We start from the raw sequence: 16,664 nt of genomic DNA on the forward strand, positions 1-16,664 counted from the left end.
TTGCCCCATGCCCCACACCCTCTGCAAACCCCTACTCATTTTCCCGCAGCCGAATGGGCACCACGGCTTCGGTTTGGTCCCAGGCCAGAACCATGTCGCTGCCGCCCGATTGCGGGGCAAAGCTGATGTAGAACTGCTCGGCAACGGCATTGCGTTTGCGGGCGATGACCGGAACCCGCAACACATCCTTCGTCTGGTCGTAATTGGTGCCCCACTGACCGGTTTCCTTATTGAAAATGACGATCCAATTACCCGGCGACGGAATCGTCCAGAGCGAATACTTGCCTTCGTCCAGCGGTTGTCCGGCCACGGTGACGTTCTGATCGAAGGAAATGACCGTGGCTTCGTTCGCGCCGGTCCGCCAGACTTCGCCGTAAGGCACCAAATCACCAAAAATCTTGCGGCCTTTTTTATACGGCTGACAATATTCAACTTTCACCTGAACCCCGTTCTGGTCGATTTGAGCAGTAGCCTCCGGGCTGGCTGATTTAGTGTAGGTACGAAATCCGAAAAAACCGATGAGCAGTACAACTGCGAGAATGCCGATGATCCACAGGACTTTTTTCATAAAACGGACGTTTTGTAAGGAAAGCGGGAAAGATATAAAAATTTGTTTGGTTGCGGGTTTCCAACTTATTATAACTTGCAACTCCGGCAGCGAGTCCTTGAACGATAGCAAACCGTACGGATGCCAGCGCAACCCGGTGGATCATCCGGCAAAAAATAAACCAATACCGTTTGAAACCGAATAAATACCTGCTTTTCCTGCTTACAACCGTCGTGGCCTACGGGCTGTTTGAATATTACCGCCCCAAACCTATCAACTGGAATCCGACCTACATCAATAAGGACAAGATTCCGTTCGGGACGAAGGTAGTGTTCGATCTGTTGCCGGATGTCATGAACCAAAAACCGGTGAAGAGTCTGCGGCTACCGGTTTATAACCACCTGTCGGATAGCACCTTGCCCACCCGCAGCAATTACATTTTTGTTTGCCACACCCTGAATCTCACGACCGCTGATCGCCAGAAACTCCTGGCGTACGTTCAGCGCGGCAATACGGTTTTTGTTTCAGCCTACGAATTTCCGGATACCCTGACCGCGCTGTTGGGTTTCCGCGCCGATCTGAAAGCGCCCTCCTTGCGCGACACGGCTTTGGGCGTCAACTTCACCAATCCGGCGCTGAAAGCCCCGGCCGATTACCATTTCCGGCACGATGACGGGCGAAATTTCCTGATCACGAAGAAGGCCAATGCCACCACGGTTTTGGGCCGAAACGCCCGGAATGAACCGATTTTCCTGAAAATTCACTACGGAAAAGGCGATTTTTACATCCATAATCTGCCGCTGGCCTTCACGAATTTTTACGTTCTCGACTCATCGACAACGGATTATGCTTACAAAGCCCTGTCGTATCTGCCTCCGCAGCCAACCTACTGGGACGAATACCAGAAACAGGGCCGTTTCGACGAAGATGAGCAGTCGCTCCTGCGTTACGTCCTGACGCAGCCGCCCCTGGCCTGGGCCTATTACCTCAGCGTTGCGGGTCTGTTGCTGTACCTGATTTTTGCGGGCAAGCGAACGCAGCGGATTATTCCGGTGATCGAGCCGCTCAAAAACACGTCGCTGGCGTTTGTGCAGAACGTCGGTCGGCTGTATTTTCAGCGGGCCGATCACGGGAACCTGGCCCAGAAGAAAATTCAGTATTTTCTGGCGTACGTCCGCGAGCAGTTTGGGCTGAACACGGCGGTTCCCGACGAAGAATTCAAGCAGGCGCTGGCCCGAAAAAGTGGCGTCCCGGAGCAGGATATTCACGATTTATTTCGCCAAATTGCTTTTTCGCAGCAACAGGTCATGGCCGAATACGACCTGCTGCGCCTGAATGAGCTGATTGAAAATTTTTATACCACTGCGAAAGCGTAATCCCGATTGCACACCATGTCCCCCTACGAAAACCGCCTGGATTTAACCGAATTAAAAGCTACCGTTGATGCCATCCGGGCCGAAATCGGGAAGGTCATTGTCGGACAGCAGCAAACCATCGATCTGCTCCTGACGGCCTTGCTGGCCGATGGCCACGTGCTGATCGAGGGCGTGCCGGGTGTGGCCAAAACGCTGATTGCCAAACTGCTGGCCAAAACCATCTCGGTCGATTTCAGCCGGATTCAGTTTACGCCCGACCTCATGCCGTCCGACGTGTTGGGAACGTCCATTTTTAATCCGAAAACCACCGAATTTGAATACCGCCGGGGACCGATTTTCTCCAACATCGTGCTCATCGACGAAATCAACCGCGCTCCGGCCAAAACGCAGGCAGCTTTGTTCGAGGTGATGGAAGAGCGGCAGGCCACCAACGACGGCATTACGTACCTGCTGGCGGACCCGTTTCTGGTGCTGGCAACGCAAAATCCCGTCGAGCAGGAAGGAACGTACCGGCTGCCCGAAGCCCAGCTCGACCGGTTTTTGTTCAAGGTGGTGGTGGGTTATCCCAACATGATCGAGGAAATCAACATCCTGAAAGGACACCACGAACGCCGGAATTTGTCAGACGCCATCGAGGCCATTCAACCCACGCTGACGGCGGAACAATTGCAGGCACTGCGGGCGCAGGTTCACCGCGTGCACATCGAAGAAAAACTGCTTGAATACATCGCCCAGTTGGTACAGAACACGCGCACCAACAAATCGCTGTTTCTGGGCGCATCGCCCCGGGCGTCGGTGGCACTCCTGAACAGTTCCAAAGCCCTTGCCACGCTCCGGGGCCGCGATTTTGTGACGCCCGAAGACGTGCAGGAACTGGCCGCACCGGTTTTACGCCACCGCGTGTTGCTCACGCCCGAACGTGAAATGGAAGGCGGCACGGCCGATGAAGTCATCGGTCAGGTGGTGCAGAAGATCGAAGTGCCGCGATGAAAACCGTCCGCGCGCTCTACGTCTCCACCCGCGTCTGGCTGCTGCTGATCGCGTTCGTTTTGCTGTTCGTGCTGGCGTACGTGTTCCCGGTTTTATTCCCGATTGTGAAACTGACGCTGGCGGTTTTTGTGGCGCTGTGCGTGCTGGATGCAGTTTTTCTGTTCCGAAACCGGTCCGAACGGGCGGCTTTTTTTGCCCGGCGCGAAGTGCCCGACCGCCTGTCGAACGGCGACGAAAATCCGGTGACGATTTACCTGGAAAACCGCTACCCATTCCAGACGCAGGTAGAGGTGATCGATGAAATACCGTTCCAGTTTCAGAAACGCGACGTGCTGTTTTCGGCCACGCTGAAGCCCAACGAAACCAAAACGCTGCGCTACGAACTGCGGCCCACCAAGCGCGGGGAATACAGTTTCGGAGCAGTCAACGTTTACGCGATGACGTCGTTGGGATTGCTGAAACGGCGGTATCAGTTTTCGCAGAACAAGATGGTGGCGGTTTTTCCGTCGTTTTTGCAGATGCGGCAGTACGAATTGCTGGCCATTTCCAACCGGCTGACCGAACTTGGTATCAAAAAAGTCCGCCGTATCGGGCACAGCATGGAGTTTGAGCAGGTGCGGGCCTACAACCGGGGCGACGACGTCCGGACGATCAACTGGAAAGCCACTGCCCGGCGTAGTGACCTGATGGTGAACGCGTTCCGCGACGAACGCTCGCAGGCCATTTACTGCATTATCGACAAAGGTCGCGTCATGAAATCGCCGTTTGAAGGCCTGAGTTTGCTCGATTACGCCGTCAATGCGTCGCTGGTGCTGAGTAACATTGCGCTGCTGAAACAGGACCGGGCCGGTATTCTGACGTTCTCCGACCAGATCGGGCAAATGGTGGCCGCCGAGCGTCGGCCGGGGCATATCCAGAAAATTCTGGAAGTGTTATACCGCCAGAAAACCCGGTTTTTGGAGTCGGATTATGAAGCCTTGTACACGAACGTTCGCAAGCAGATTCGCCAGCGGAGTTTGCTGCTACTTTTCACGAACTTCGAAACGGTCAACGGCCTCCATCGCCAGCTTTCCTACTTGCGTCGGCTGGCCAAAGAGCATTTGCTGATTGTGGTTTTCTTTGAAAATACGGAGTTAAAAAGTTTACTGAACAATCCGGCAACCACAACGGAAGAAATCTACCAGAAAACCATTGCCGAGAAGTTTTATTACGAGAAGAAACAGATTGTCAAGGAATTAAAACAATACGGCATTCAGACGATCCTGACCGCTCCGCAGAATCTGACGGCCGACACCGTGAACAAATACCTCGAATTGAAAGCCCGGGGAATGATTTAAAGCCCATGAAACGACTCCGCTGGTTACTGATTGGCCTGGTGATACTGGTTGCGGTTCTGTTGGTGAACATGCTCCGGTTTTCGTCGAAACAACTGACCGATGTTGCCCCACCGGCGGCTGTTTCGGTCGGCGATTCGGCCGTTCACCGGCTGGTCAAAGCCCTGCAACTGCGGACGGTTTCTTATTCCGATTATTCGCTGACGGACACGACGCAGTTCGAGCAGTTTCTGAAGCTGCTGGAGCAATCGTTTCCCCGGATTCATCGCCAGCTCAAACGCGAGACGTTTAACCAGTACGGGCTTTTGTACGAATGGAAAGGCCGCAATCCGGCGCTGAAACCGGTTTTATTGACAGGCCATTACGACGTCGTTCCCGTCATTCAGGGCACGCAGAAAATGTGGAAACGGCCGCCGTTTGGCGGTTTATCCGAAGGCGGTTTTCTATATGGCCGGGGCACGCTCGACGATAAGAGCAGCGTACTGGCCCAACTCGAAGCCGTTGAATGGCTGCTCGGAACCGGTTTCCAGCCCGAACGAACGATTATGCTGGCTTATGGGCAGGACGAAGAAGTGACCGGTTTTCGGGGGGCGCAGACCATCGCAGCCGCCCTCGAACGGCGAAAAATCGCTCTTGAATACGTGCTCGACGAAGGCGGCATCATTAAAACCGACGGGATTCCGGGCCTGACCAAACCGGTCGCGCTCATTGGCATTGGCGAAAAAGGGTACGCCAGCATCGAGTTGACAACCGTCAGCAAGGGCGGGCATTCGTCGATGCCGCCGAAACAAACCAGCATCGGGCTGGTAGCCGACGCCGTGAGCAAACTGGAGAAACATCCGTTTCCGGCACGGCTGGATGCCGGGCTGGATCAGATGTTTACGTTTATCGGTCCCGAAATGCCGTTCGGCCAGCGGATCGTGTTTGCGAATCAATGGTTGTTTGCGCCGATTATCCGCCGGATTATGGCGCAGTCGAATTCCGGGAACGCCACGCTGCGGACGACGACCGCGCCCACGATTTTTCAGGCTGGCGTGAAAGACAATGTGTTGCCGATCGAAGCCACGGCCACGATCAACTTCCGGATTTTGCCGGGCGAAACCGTTGAGTCGGTCGTTGAACACGTCAGGGAAGTCATTGACGATGAGCGCATTCAGGTTAACGTTCTGAAAAAATTCATTAGCCAGCCCTCGCCCATGTCCGATCCGGCGGCTCTCGGGTTCGAGCGGATTCACCAAACCATCAAAGGCGTTTTTCCGGAAACCATTGTCACGCCCTATTTAACGCTGGGCGGTACCGATTCGCGGTTTTACGCCCGCGTTTGCCCGCAGATTTACCGGTTTTCGCCCACGCCCATGAACGACGAAGACACGCAGCGGATTCACGGCACCAACGAACGCATCAGCCAGAAAGACTACCAGAACATGATCCGGTTTTATGCCACACTGATCAAAAACAGCCAGCATTGACGGACAGGATTCGGTTGGCGGTTTCTTAGTATACGGTCCATCTATTTAGGGAAGCCTGAATAGAAATAGAGGGTTATTCGTACCTTTATCGACGAATCCAACCCTTCACTAAAACCCGGAATCCTGTCTCTATGGCAACGCTACCATCGAACCGGCGCAGGATGTCTTACGCAGCAAAGAGCGCTCTTCTTTGTATTGCTATCCTACTGAATTCCAGCACTTTTCTACTTGGACAATCGTATTCGACCCGGCTTGACACGAACGGTTTTTACCACATTCAGAAAACCGCCAGAACCGCGTCTACGGCCGCCCGCAAAGCGCAGTATGCCGTTATGTCATTTACTGCGGACCCCAAACGCCCGGCCGATTTGGTTCGACTGACGATCACGATGGATCAAAGCATCAAGCTGGACAACGGCCTGTGGTTTACGTTATCTTACAAAACATCAACCGACCTTCGCGCCCCGAGTAATGAAATTTACATTGCCAACAAAATGGTCGATCGGATTTCCCGGCGAATGGAAATTCCGATTGGCGGATTACAAGACAATACAACCTATTATTTCACCCTGATTTTTTGGAATGGCTGCGGTGGAGAGCAGGCCGCTCAGGCGCAGTACAAAACCGGAATTACGCCTAAAAATCCGAAAAAGGTGCTGCTGGTGCTGGATAAACAGTACGAAAATGATCCGCAGATGGAGCAGGCATTGGCGGTTTACAAAGCCGATGCAAACCGCGCCGACCCGAATCTGGTTTTCGAATCGTATTACCTGTCGGCCGAACCTGCGGAGAAAGGGAAACTCTACGAGGCCATCAAGGCCCGGTATAACGCTGCCGACGCGCCCCTTCATTACCTGTTTTTTATTGGGAGAAATGCCAATGTGTACGTTCGATCCGACGTTATGGACCCCAAAACCAATCAGGTCCTTCCGGGTAGGCAGACCCAATCTTTCTGTGTCAGTGTTTATGCCAAAATCAATTTGCAGGATTTCCCTTTCGATGCGGGCCAGAATACCTTCGTCAATCGCCGGTACGACTGCCAGCTTTACGAAGCCAATTCCCTACCGAACGATCTGAGCAGCGGAATTTACCAGTCTTCCGGTATTGATGTTTCATACGGCTCCCTTGTTCCGACCCGGACGGAGGAAGAAAAAGACTACATTTTGCGATATTTTGAAAAATTGCACCGGTACAAAACCGGTCAGATTACCTTTGACAAACGGGTGTTGCTGGCCGATACGCAGCTAAACGACGGCACGTATCCCAAAAAAATTGAGCAGTTGATTGGCCGCTGGAAAAACAACGACACCATCAATGTGCCCCAGAAATTCGGCGGAAATTACCACGGCCCGGACCCGATCTGGCAGGCGGATTACCTGCGCAAACTGGGTTCCAATTCCTACGAAATCGCGTATTATACGGGGCACGGATCGCCCGGTCTGCATTATTTCGGAATTACGCCCGATGAAATTACCAATCTTCCCCAGCTCAAAACCCTGCTTTTTGACTTCGCTTCCTGTTCGGTCGGTGACGTCAACGCCCGGGATTATCTGGCGGGCGTTTACCTCAACAAAGGCAACACGCTGTTTATCAGCGCCTATTCGACACCGATCGGGCTTTTTTCCTACAACAACGAGTCGCCCCTGCTGGCGAAATTTCAGGAAACGCAACCTTTTCATTTCTTCGCCAATGGCAGCTACAGCAGCGATTCCTATCGGTATGGCGCTAGCACCAATCTGGTTCAGTATTATTTAGGCGACCCGCTCCTGTCGCTCACGACGGCCTGCGTGCCGGAACCGCTGGTCATTTCGTCGGTCGGATCGCTGTCGCTCTGCCCCGGCGATACCACGACGCTCAGCGTTTCCGGGGGTTTCACCGACATCCGCTGGTTTCGGAACGGAACGGAAATCAGTCAGGCTAACAAGACCACGCTCAAGGTTGGGCAGGGCGGTTTGTATACCGCCAAAGCCAGACAATGCGGGCAGGAAATTACGAGCGATCAGGGCGTTACGGTAACCGACAAGCCGGGGCCGGTTCTTCCGGTTTTGACGGTGGAAACCTTGCCGGACCGGTTTCGGCTGCGCGTCACCCCGGCGGGGGCGTTCACCGGCGGTTTCAACTGGTTTATCAACGGTGCCCGCTGGCAGGAAACCACGCAGGACACGGTAAAAGCGACTTTGCTGGGTGCCAGTTATACGGTAAAAGTGTTTCAGAACGAATGTTCGGCGACCTCAAAACCGGTTACGATCCGGATCGACCAGCCGGTTTTGACGATCACCGGAACCAATCCGGCCTGTTCGGGCGACAGCATTGTGGTGAAAGCGCCCGAAAATTTCAGTTCGTATGCCTGGCTGACAAAGGGCGGTGCGACGGTGGTTACGACCAGCAACACGCGGGTTTATAAACAAAATGCCGAAGTGGCCGTCACCCCCAGCCGGGGAAATCTGGAAGGGCCTACGTCGGCGTATATTGCGCTGACGTTCAAGCCCAAACCGCCGAAGCCGACCATTACGCTGGAAAGCGCCGGATTCCGTTCCAGTAGCGCGGTCAACAATCAGTGGTACCTGAACGGCAATCCGCTGCCGGATTCGACGCGGCAGTTGCTGCGCAATCCGGGGGCCGGAACCTACCGCGTCCGCGTGACGGAACAGGGCTGCTTCAGCGATTCGGACCCGATGATCATCACCGCCGTGGAACCCGCTTTGGGTGAATTGAAGGTCTTTCCCAATCCTTCCAACGGCACCTTCTGGGTCGAGTGGCCAGACTCCTTCCGCTCCGGCAATCTGGACGTGGTGGACAATCTGGGCCGGAAGGTTTACAGCCGCTCCTACTCGACCAAACCGGCGGGACCGGTGCCCGTTCGACTGAAAACCGCCCCCGGTCTGTACCTGCTGCAGCTTTCCACCGACGGGCAAACGAAAACCGTCAAGTTGCTGGTAGAATGAGGTACCTTAAATTATATACACCTCTTTTCTGGTCGCGTAGCGACTCAATGTTGATAGCATAAATCCCAGAGCATATCCTTTTGGTCGCGTAGCGATCGAACAAAAGGCGCGTTGTTCGATCGCTACGCGACCAAAGGCAGTGGAACTGGTTTGGTTTATTTTCTACAAACATTCGGTCGCTATGCGACCAGAAAATAGGTGTATGTACTTTAGATGACTTAACAGGCTACACATCGAATTTAGAACTGCTTCACCAAAACATGAAATACCTGTTTATCGCCATCGCGATTGTTGCGGAAGTCATTGCCACCTCCGCCCTGAACGCTTCCCAGCAATTCAGCAAATGGCTGCCCAGCGTCATTACGGTGGTGGGTTATTTAACCTCTTTCTACTTTCTGAGTCTGGCGCTGCGCACCATGCCCATTGGCGTAGCGTACGCCATCTGGTCGGGGGTGGGCATTGTGTTAACCGCGCTGGCGGGCATTTTTCTGTTCAAACAGATTCCCGACGTTCCGGCGCTCATCGGCATGGCGCTGATCATCGCCGGGGTGCTGGTGATGAACCTGCTTTCCAAGTCGAGTGTCCACTAAGCGGTAGTTCTGGCGTACCAAACGCCGTACCACAGGCTGAAACGAACCCGATAAGTGCGGCAATTGGATTTAACCACTATTTTTTAGTAAATCTATCGTTCTGACTGCTTTAGGAAAGTAAAGCGTCTAAGAAACCCTGCCTTATGACCGTCGGACTTTTCATCCCGTGTTACGTAAATCAGTTTTACCCGCAGGCCGCCATCGCCACCCTGCAATTGCTGCAAAAACTGGGGCTCCATGTGGTGTATCCGCCCCGGCAAACCTGCTGCGGACAGCCCATGGCGAACTCCGGTTTTGAGCACCTGACGCAGGAATGCAACGATCTTTTTCTGGAAAACTTTGCCAGTTTTGATTACATCGTCGCGCCCTCGGCCAGTTGCGTGCTGCACGTCAAGCAACACCTGCACTCGACGAACGATCCGGCGCTGGCGGAGCGGGTTCGGTCGAAGGTTTACGAACTGGTGGAATTTCTGACCGATGTCCTGAAAATAGATCATCTGAAGGCCCGGTTTCCGCACAAAGTCGGGATTCACCAGAGTTGCCACGGATTGCGGGGGCTGTATCTGGCGCAAATGAGCGAACTCAACGCCCGGCCGTTTTCCAAACCGGTTCAGTTGCTCAACATGGTGGACGGCCTGGAACTAATCGATCTGGACCGCCCCGACGAATGCTGCGGTTTTGGCGGCACGTTTTGCGTGGCCGAAGAAGCGGTTTCGGTCAAAATGGGCCGGGATCGGGTTACTGACCACGTGAAAAACGGGGCCGAATACATTACCTCCGTCGATCTTTCCTGCCTGATGCACCTCGAAGGCATTCTGCACCGGAACAAGAGCGCCGTAAAGGCCGTACACATTGCAGAAATTCTAAATTCGACCTTGTGATGGAAACCAAAACGAAAGACCATGCCGCGCTGGCGGAAGCGTTTATCAGGGACGAGGAACACGTCAACTGGCACGATGGCGCCCTCTGGTGGATTCGGCAAAAGCGGGACATTGCGTCGAAACAAATCCCGGAATGGGAAGCTTTGCGCGAAACCGCTTCCCGAATCAAAAGCAATGTGTTGTCCAATCTGCACGATTACCTTTTGCAGTTTGAAGCCAATCTGATCAAAAACGGCATCACCGTTCACTGGGCGTCTGACGCGGAGGAGCACAACCGCATTGTGTATTCGATCCTGAAAGCGCGGGAGATCAACCAGATGATCAAGAGCAAATCGATGCTCACCGAAGAATGCCACCTGAACGAATACCTGGCCGAACGCGGCATCGACGTCATCAACTCCGACCTGGGCGAATACATCCAGCAGCTTGATAATGAGCCGCCCAGCCACATTGTATTGCCCTGTATCCACAAGCGGAAGGAGGAAATCGGCGAGATTTTCCACGAACACCTCGGCACCGAAAAAGGCGTTTCGGACCCGACTACGCTGACCCGGTTTGCCCGGCGGCACCTCCGCAATGCCTTCATCACCCGTCGTGCGGCCCTCACGGGCGTGAATTTTGCCGTCGCCGAAACCGGTGAATACGTGGTTTGTACCAACGAAGGCAATGCCGACATGGGCGCGCATTTGTCAGACGTGCAGATTGCGTCAATGGGCCTTGAAAAGATCATTCCGCAGAAGAAACACCTCGGTATTTTTTTACGGCTGCTGGCCCGCAGCGCCACCGGCCAGCCCATCACGATTTACTCCAGCCATTTCAAAAAACCGCGTGCAGGGCAGGAAATGCACCTGATTCTGGTCGATCTCGGACGAACCCGCCAACTGGGTCGGCCCGAATTCCGGGAATCGTTGAAATGCATCAAATGCGGGGCCTGCATGAATACCTGCCCGGTTTACCGGAAAAGTGGCGGTTTGAGTTACCACAACACCATTTCCGGGCCGATCGGCGCCATTCTGGCCCCGAATCTGGACATGAAGAGGCACGCGGACCTGCCGTTTGCGTCAACGCTCTGCGGTTCCTGCTCCAACGTCTGTCCGGTGAAAATCAACATTCACGATCAGTTGTACCAATGGCGGCAGGTGATCGTGAAAGAAGGCTTTGCCGCCAACACCAAAGTACTGGGCATGAAAGCAATGGCTTGGACGTTATCGTCGCCGAACTCGTATACGCGCATGGGCCGGGCGGGGCGGTGGGTGCTGAACAACATCCCGTTTGCCATCAACAACAAGCTCAATCCCTGGTACAAACAGCGCGAAATGCCGGACGGACCAAAGGAGTCATTTGGGGAATGGTACGCCAAAAACCAGAAAGAAAACGGTTCCGATAAAAAATAAAAAACCGCTAATTACTGTAACTGAAAACCGGCATGAGCACCCGAGAAAGTATTCTGGCTGCAGTTTTGAAAAACCAGCCACCCGCCAGCCCATTGCCCGACATTTCGGCGTTTCAGGGTACCGATCAGGATATCGTTGCCAGATACCGGGCGGTTTTTACCGGCATCGGCGGAAGCGTTTTTGAAGTGGAAAATTTTGCGGAAATCAACGACCGGATTCGGGAGAATTTTGACGCGACGAAACGCATCCTAACCACCCTGCCCGGCCTGGCCGGTTATTTTGAGCAACTGTCTACGACGGCTGATCCGCGCACGTTCGACGATGTGGAACTGGCCGTGATCGAAGCGCAGCTGGCGGTGGCAGAAAACGGGGCGGTTTGGCTCCCGGAACAACGCATGGGGCAGCGGATTATCCCATATATCTGCCAGCATCTGGCCGTGGTGGTCCCGGTCGCAACCATCGTTCCAACGCTCCACGAAGCCTACGCGCAGATTGGCGAGGGCGACTACGGTTTCGGCGCATTCATCGGTGGCCCCTCCAAAACCGCCGACATCGAACAGGCCCTCGTCATGGGCGCCCACGGACCCATTACCATGACGGTTTTTATTTTAAAATGATGAGTCTAAAATAAGATTACACCTATCATCGCCCCCCACCCCCAAAAGGGGGCTTAAGTACACCGATGCAAGCCCCCTTTAGGGGGTGGGGGGCAGAAAGGAAAAATCTAAATTTTAGACATCTCTCAATGTTAAATGTACAATGAGGAATGCAAAAGTAGTCGCCAAATCAGCCTTTTACGGTCTACATTGATCATTTATCATTTCTATTCTATAGCTAACCTCCTGAATATGAGCATTATCATTCGTGACAACCTGAAAGAAACGTACCGGGATGTGTATACCGCCGAAGCGCTTTCGGCGCTTTCGGCGCTGGCTCACTTCAACAAGCGGATTAAAGCGGTGATGGCAACCCGGCTGAAACGACGGACGGATCGCCGGCAGCAGCACCAGCGGATTACGTTTCTCGATCCGGAAAGTGTCATTCCCGGAACCAGCATCAGGGTTCAGGATGCGCGCGACGGCAAGTTTGAGGGCTCACCGATTCCGGCGGATCTGCAACGGCAGTGGATTCAGGGAACGGGACCGGCGGCCAAACCCAACGCACCGGTCGAAAACAGCATTCGGAACGTGGCCTACGCCCTGCTGTCGGGCGCCGACGGCTGGATGTTCGATGGCGAAGACGCGCTCGGTCAGATCACAACCATGTCGCTCGATAACCAGCGCAATTTGAAACTCGCCATTCACAAAGACCCGGTTTTTCTGAAAGCCGCCGAACAGGTTGCGGCCGAAATGAACCGCTGGGCGGTTTCGTTTCTTGGCCGGGAAATCATTACGGATTGGGGAAACCAGTTGAATTTCACCACCAAAATCTTCCGGGCGCGCGGGCTGCACCTCGACGACCGGCACATCCGGGATGCGGAAGGAACGGCCCTGGCCGCGTCGATTGTCGACGCGACGCTTTACGTGGTCAATAATTATCAGGCACTGCAACAGGCCGGGTCGTCCGTCGTCCTGTACCTGCCCAAAATCCAAACCGCCGAAGAAGCCGCCGTCTGGAACGAGCTGCTCACGGCGCTGGAAAACCACCTGGGGCTCGAAACCGGCACCATCAAAGTCTACGTGCTCGTTGAACAGCTCGAAGCGACGCACCAGTTGATGGAAATCCGGGCGGTTTTGGGCAAGCATTTCGTGGGCTACAACACCGGTCGCTGGGACTACATCAACAGCGTTTCGGACGCGATGGCGTGGGATAAAACCTTCATCAACCCGAACATCGAAGCCATTACGATGACGTACGGCTACATGCGGAACTACGAAGACCGGGTTCGCCGGGCGGTCAACACCCCGGATCTTCACGGTAATTTTGCGTTGTGGCAGGGCGGAATGGAACCGAACATTCCGGTGGGTTCGGAAGCAGGCGTTTCGGCCAGCATGCAGAAGGCGGTGGCGGGTGCCGGTCGCGAGCAACGCGAAGGCGCCAGCGGCAAGTGGGTGGCGCACTGGAAAATGGTGCACATTGTCCGACCGGTTTGGGCGGAAATCGGGGCCGCTAACCAGTTGGGCCGGGCGTTTCCGCGACTGACGTACACGCAGGCCGATGCCGACGGACTAATTCTGATTGAACCGGCTCCGACCGACATTCGGGGCGCGCGCAACCTGCTGAGTGTGGCCCTCCAATACGGCAATGCGTTCGGGCAGGGCATGCAGGCAGCCGCTTTGAAACCGGCGGATTTCTTCGGAAACGACGATATTCTGTACTTGATGGAAGACATGGCGACCGGCGAAATTCGGCTGAGTATTCTCTGGGAATGGCTGCACAAGGGCGCAACGCTGACCGAAGATGACCCGGAAACCGGCACCAAAGCCGGAGCGGTTTTTTCGGAAGAACTGTACAGGAAACTGCTGGACGAAGAATACGAAAAGCTGTTGAAAGCCGCCAGTAAGGATGTTTACGAAAACTCGAAAACCACGACGCTGCCCATTGCCCTGGAAATCGCGAATGTGTATATTCTGAGCGAAGTAAAACCGCCCTGGTTTATCGACCTGCTGAACATCAACCTCAACAACCTGGATTTAGCCGTGGCGAAAAACCGCATCGGATTGTATATGAACACGCTCAAAACCGAAGGAAAGCGGATTACCGAAAACCTGGATTTTGCCCCGACGAATCCCGTTGCCAGCTAATTCACGACAATTAGCTGGAAATAAGCCATTTCCAGAAAACTACGCAGACTACATTTCCGTCAGGTGACGTTACGGCTGTCAATGGTCAGTAGCGTCACCTTTTTCTCCGATTGACAAGTCCTTTTAGTAGGCCACCAGCTTCCCTTTCGCCCGCATTTCCGCAAAATAAAATCGTTAGCAGTAACTATTGAATAGTTACGAATTAGCCGGGAAATTGAGCCGCTTAATTCATTCCATTTTTACGGCCCGGCCGCGCGTTGTTGCAAGCCCGAATTCTTTGCCTTGAAAGGAAATTCCCTGGGCTTTTCTTTCTGTATCTAGTTGATAATCAGGAATTAGGAAAAAGAATTTTGAGCAATTTTTCAAAATCCGCTGACATTCGCCCGGAAAGATTGATGAACTCAATGACAACGAATTAGCCTGCTCTTTCGCAGCCTTCATAACCTTTACGTCGGAGTTTTATGCAAACGCAACTTCTTACCTACACATTAAGCCAGAAATTAGGGGAAGGCGGAATGGCCACCGTCTGGTACGCCGAGAACGCGCTCGGAAAACGCTTCGCGATCAAAGTGCTGAAGCCGGGGATGGAACTCAAGGAAAAGCTGGCCGAGCGGTTCCGGCTGGAGGCCAAAATGATGGTAAGTCTGGAACATCCGCACATCCGTCAGGTGATTGATTATCACGAGGATGCGGGTACGATGGCGATCATTATGGAGTATCTGGAGGGCGAAGACCTGGGGCGGTATCTGATCGAACGCGGGCCGGTTTCCGAAGCGCAGGCCCTCAAATGGTTCAACGACATTCTGGATGCGGTGGCGTATGTCCACCAGAAAAACTACATCCACCGCGACATTAAGCCCTCCAACCTCTTCCTGACCCGCAACGGCCAAATCAAGGTGATGGATTTCGGGATTGCCAAGATCGTCAACGCCAATCTGGAACTGACCGAAACGCATACCAACATCGGTTCGCCCCAGTACATGAGCCCGGAGCAGATTACCACGCCCCGATCCATCGATTACCGCACCGATATTTACTCGCTGGGCGTCACCCTCTACGCACTTTTAACGGGCAAAAAACCGTATGACGATTCGTACGGATCGGCGTATACCGTTCAGGCCGAGATTGTTAAAAAACCGCTGCCGTTCATTCCGGGCGTTTCGCAGCGCGTCAACGCGGCCATTCAGAAAGCCACCAGCAAGAATCCCGGCGAGCGGTTTCAGAGTTGTGCGGCTTTTAAAGAAGCACTGGCCGAACCGCTACCGGTTTTTCCGGGAAATGATGACGACAAAACGCTGATCCGGAACCCGAACCGGGTGAACCTGCCCGACGATGTCCGGCCCCGGGAAGTGGTGAAACCGGAGGAGGTGAAAAACGAAATTCCTGACCCGAAAAAACCGGACGATGGTCCGAAGAAACAGACCGAAAAGAAATCCCACACGCTCCGGAATGTGCTCATCGGTTTTGTGGCGCTGCTGGTGCTGGGCGGGGGGTTGTTCGCAGCCTGGACGTATTTTGTGAAAGGCGACATCACGAAAGGTGTTGAACTGGCCAACAAGGGCGAATACACCGAAGCGTTTTTTCTGCTTTATAAACACCGGAATTCGCCTTTCATGACGCCCGAAGCGATTCACCACCTGGGGTACATGTACAACACCGGTACGGGAACGCAGCGGGATTACAGCGAAGCCCTGCGCTGGTACTGGAAAGCCGCCGATCAGGGTTACCTCCTGAGTCTGAGTAACATCGGGGCGATGTATCAGTTCGGCATGGGCGTGGCCGTCGACCTGCCGAAAGCCCGGGAGTATTACGAAAAAGCCGCAGCGGGCGGTATTGCCAAAGCCAAATACAATCTGGGCGAGTTATATTTTAACGGCACCGGCGTAAACCGAAACTATTACGAAGCGATCCGTTATTACCGGGAAGGTGCCGAAGGCGGTGACGCCGGGGCTCAGTTTAAGCTGGGGCTGTCGTACCAGTACGCCTACGGCGTCAGCAAGGATTATTCGCAGGCCGAATACTGGTTCCGGAAAGCCGCCAGCCAGAATTACGCGGATGCGCAGAACTCGCTCGGGGTGCTTTATTACGGTGGTTACATCGGCGGCAACGGCGTCGATTATGCAACCGCCCGTTTCTGGTACCAGAAAGCCGCTGAGCAGAACAACGTCTATTCGCTGTATAACCTGGGTTATCTGCACGATTATGGACAGGGCGTCACCCAGAACTGGACGATTGCCGTTGACTATTACAAAAAAGCCGCCCGGCTGGGTTACGCCGATGCCCAGAAGCGATTAAACCAGTTCTCGATACGCTGGTAAAAAATAGTTTAAGGTTTGTGGTTTTACGTTTATAGTTTAAGTGACAACGTATTGATAAACAGGGTAATCAATGCAA

13 protein-coding genes are annotated in these 16,664 nt (G+C 54.0%); 11 read left to right on the forward strand and 2 right to left on the reverse strand.

Annotated elements, in window-relative coordinates; genetic code table 11:
• Nucleotides 1–31: 31 nt before the first annotated feature.
• Complete coding sequence (locus GJJ30_RS19400) at nucleotides 32–568, reverse strand: DUF2911 domain-containing protein (RefSeq protein WP_154176836.1); 537 nt, start codon at nucleotides 566–568, stop codon at nucleotides 32–34.
• Between the two features lie 170 nt (nucleotides 569–738).
• Here GJJ30_RS19400 and GJJ30_RS19405 point away from each other — a divergent pair, with 170 nt between their 5' ends.
• The 10 genes from GJJ30_RS19405 to GJJ30_RS19450 all read left to right on the forward strand — a co-directional run bounded on the left by GJJ30_RS19405 (nucleotide 739) and on the right by GJJ30_RS19450 (nucleotide 14,270).
• Nucleotides 739–1,923, forward strand: a complete 1,185-nt coding sequence (locus tag GJJ30_RS19405; protein WP_154176837.1) for a DUF4350 domain-containing protein — start codon at nucleotides 739–741, stop codon at nucleotides 1,921–1,923.
• A gap of 15 nt (nucleotides 1,924–1,938) precedes the next feature.
• Nucleotides 1,939–2,913 (forward strand): AAA family ATPase, encoded by a 975-nt coding sequence (locus tag GJJ30_RS19410; protein ID WP_154176838.1) that lies wholly within the window; start codon nucleotides 1,939–1,941, stop codon nucleotides 2,911–2,913.
• On the forward strand, nucleotides 2,910–4,250 hold the full coding sequence (locus GJJ30_RS19415; RefSeq protein WP_154176839.1) for a DUF58 domain-containing protein: 1,341 nt from the start codon (nucleotides 2,910–2,912) through the stop codon (nucleotides 4,248–4,250). The genes GJJ30_RS19410 and GJJ30_RS19415 overlap by 4 nt, the downstream gene beginning before the upstream one ends.
• Nucleotides 4,251–4,255: 5 nt before the next feature.
• Nucleotides 4,256–5,716: a M20 family peptidase gene (locus GJJ30_RS19420; RefSeq protein WP_154176840.1), complete on the forward strand. Its 1,461-nt coding sequence runs from the start codon at nucleotides 4,256–4,258 to the stop codon at nucleotides 5,714–5,716.
• A gap of 131 nt (nucleotides 5,717–5,847) precedes the next feature.
• Complete coding sequence (locus tag GJJ30_RS19425; RefSeq protein WP_154176841.1) at nucleotides 5,848–8,661, forward strand: T9SS type A sorting domain-containing protein; 2,814 nt, start codon at nucleotides 5,848–5,850, stop codon at nucleotides 8,659–8,661.
• A 260-nt stretch (nucleotides 8,662–8,921) separates the two neighbouring features.
• A complete protein-coding gene (locus tag GJJ30_RS19430) occupies nucleotides 8,922–9,251 on the forward strand; it encodes a DMT family transporter (protein WP_154176842.1) in 330 nt (109 codons plus the stop codon).
• A 143-nt stretch (nucleotides 9,252–9,394) separates the two neighbouring features.
• Nucleotides 9,395–10,132, forward strand: a complete 738-nt coding sequence (locus GJJ30_RS19435; RefSeq protein ID WP_154176843.1) for a (Fe-S)-binding protein — start codon at nucleotides 9,395–9,397, stop codon at nucleotides 10,130–10,132.
• Nucleotides 10,132–11,526 (forward strand): lactate utilization protein B, encoded by a 1,395-nt coding sequence (locus GJJ30_RS19440; protein ID WP_154176844.1) that lies wholly within the window; start codon nucleotides 10,132–10,134, stop codon nucleotides 11,524–11,526. The genes GJJ30_RS19435 and GJJ30_RS19440 overlap by 1 nt, the downstream gene beginning before the upstream one ends.
• Before the next feature lie 32 nt (nucleotides 11,527–11,558).
• Nucleotides 11,559–12,143, forward strand: a complete 585-nt coding sequence (locus GJJ30_RS19445; RefSeq protein ID WP_154176845.1) for a LutC/YkgG family protein — start codon at nucleotides 11,559–11,561, stop codon at nucleotides 12,141–12,143.
• A gap of 231 nt (nucleotides 12,144–12,374) precedes the next feature.
• A complete protein-coding gene (locus GJJ30_RS19450) occupies nucleotides 12,375–14,270 on the forward strand; it encodes an aldolase/citrate lyase/malate synthase family protein (RefSeq protein WP_154176846.1) in 1,896 nt (631 codons plus the stop codon).
• A gap of 228 nt (nucleotides 14,271–14,498) precedes the next feature.
• On the opposite strand, the gene GJJ30_RS19455 is transcribed toward GJJ30_RS19450, so the two are convergent.
• Nucleotides 14,499–14,711: a hypothetical protein gene (locus GJJ30_RS19455; protein WP_154176847.1), complete on the reverse strand. Its 213-nt coding sequence runs from the start codon at nucleotides 14,709–14,711 to the stop codon at nucleotides 14,499–14,501.
• A 20-nt stretch (nucleotides 14,712–14,731) separates the two neighbouring features.
• Between GJJ30_RS19455 and GJJ30_RS19460 the strand changes: the two genes are divergently transcribed.
• The gene (locus tag GJJ30_RS19460; RefSeq protein ID WP_154176848.1) at nucleotides 14,732–16,588 is read left to right on the forward strand and encodes a serine/threonine-protein kinase; all 1,857 of its coding nucleotides are present in this window, start codon (nucleotides 14,732–14,734) and stop codon (nucleotides 16,586–16,588) included.
• The last annotated feature ends 76 nt before the right edge of the window (nucleotides 16,589–16,664 follow it).

It is taken from the genome of Larkinella terrae (assembly GCF_009668025.1).
Taxonomy (GTDB): domain Bacteria; phylum Bacteroidota; class Bacteroidia; order Cytophagales; family Spirosomataceae; genus Larkinella; species Larkinella terrae.

What these genes read in the sequence shown, in the direction of transcription:
- GJJ30_RS19415 (WP_154176839.1), top strand. Translation starts at nt 2,910, where the DNA reads ATGAAAACCGTCCGCGCGCTCTACGTCTCCACCCGCGTCTGGCTGCTG.
- GJJ30_RS19400 (WP_154176836.1), bottom strand. Translation starts at nt 568, where the DNA reads ATGAAAAAAGTCCTGTGGATCATCGGCATTCTCGCAGTTGTACTGCTC.
- GJJ30_RS19455 (WP_154176847.1), bottom strand. Translation starts at nt 14,711, where the DNA reads ATGAAGGCTGCGAAAGAGCAGGCTAATTCGTTGTCATTGAGTTCATCA.
- GJJ30_RS19430 (WP_154176842.1), top strand. Translation starts at nt 8,922, where the DNA reads ATGAAATACCTGTTTATCGCCATCGCGATTGTTGCGGAAGTCATTGCC.
- GJJ30_RS19435 (WP_154176843.1), top strand. Translation starts at nt 9,395, where the DNA reads ATGACCGTCGGACTTTTCATCCCGTGTTACGTAAATCAGTTTTACCCG.
- GJJ30_RS19420 (WP_154176840.1), top strand. Translation starts at nt 4,256, where the DNA reads ATGAAACGACTCCGCTGGTTACTGATTGGCCTGGTGATACTGGTTGCG.
- GJJ30_RS19460 (WP_154176848.1), top strand. Translation starts at nt 14,732, where the DNA reads ATGCAAACGCAACTTCTTACCTACACATTAAGCCAGAAATTAGGGGAA.
- GJJ30_RS19425 (WP_154176841.1), top strand. Translation starts at nt 5,848, where the DNA reads ATGGCAACGCTACCATCGAACCGGCGCAGGATGTCTTACGCAGCAAAG.
- GJJ30_RS19440 (WP_154176844.1), top strand. Translation starts at nt 10,132, where the DNA reads ATGGAAACCAAAACGAAAGACCATGCCGCGCTGGCGGAAGCGTTTATC.
- GJJ30_RS19410 (WP_154176838.1), top strand. Translation starts at nt 1,939, where the DNA reads ATGTCCCCCTACGAAAACCGCCTGGATTTAACCGAATTAAAAGCTACC.
- GJJ30_RS19445 (WP_154176845.1), top strand. Translation starts at nt 11,559, where the DNA reads ATGAGCACCCGAGAAAGTATTCTGGCTGCAGTTTTGAAAAACCAGCCA.
- GJJ30_RS19450 (WP_154176846.1), top strand. Translation starts at nt 12,375, where the DNA reads ATGAGCATTATCATTCGTGACAACCTGAAAGAAACGTACCGGGATGTG.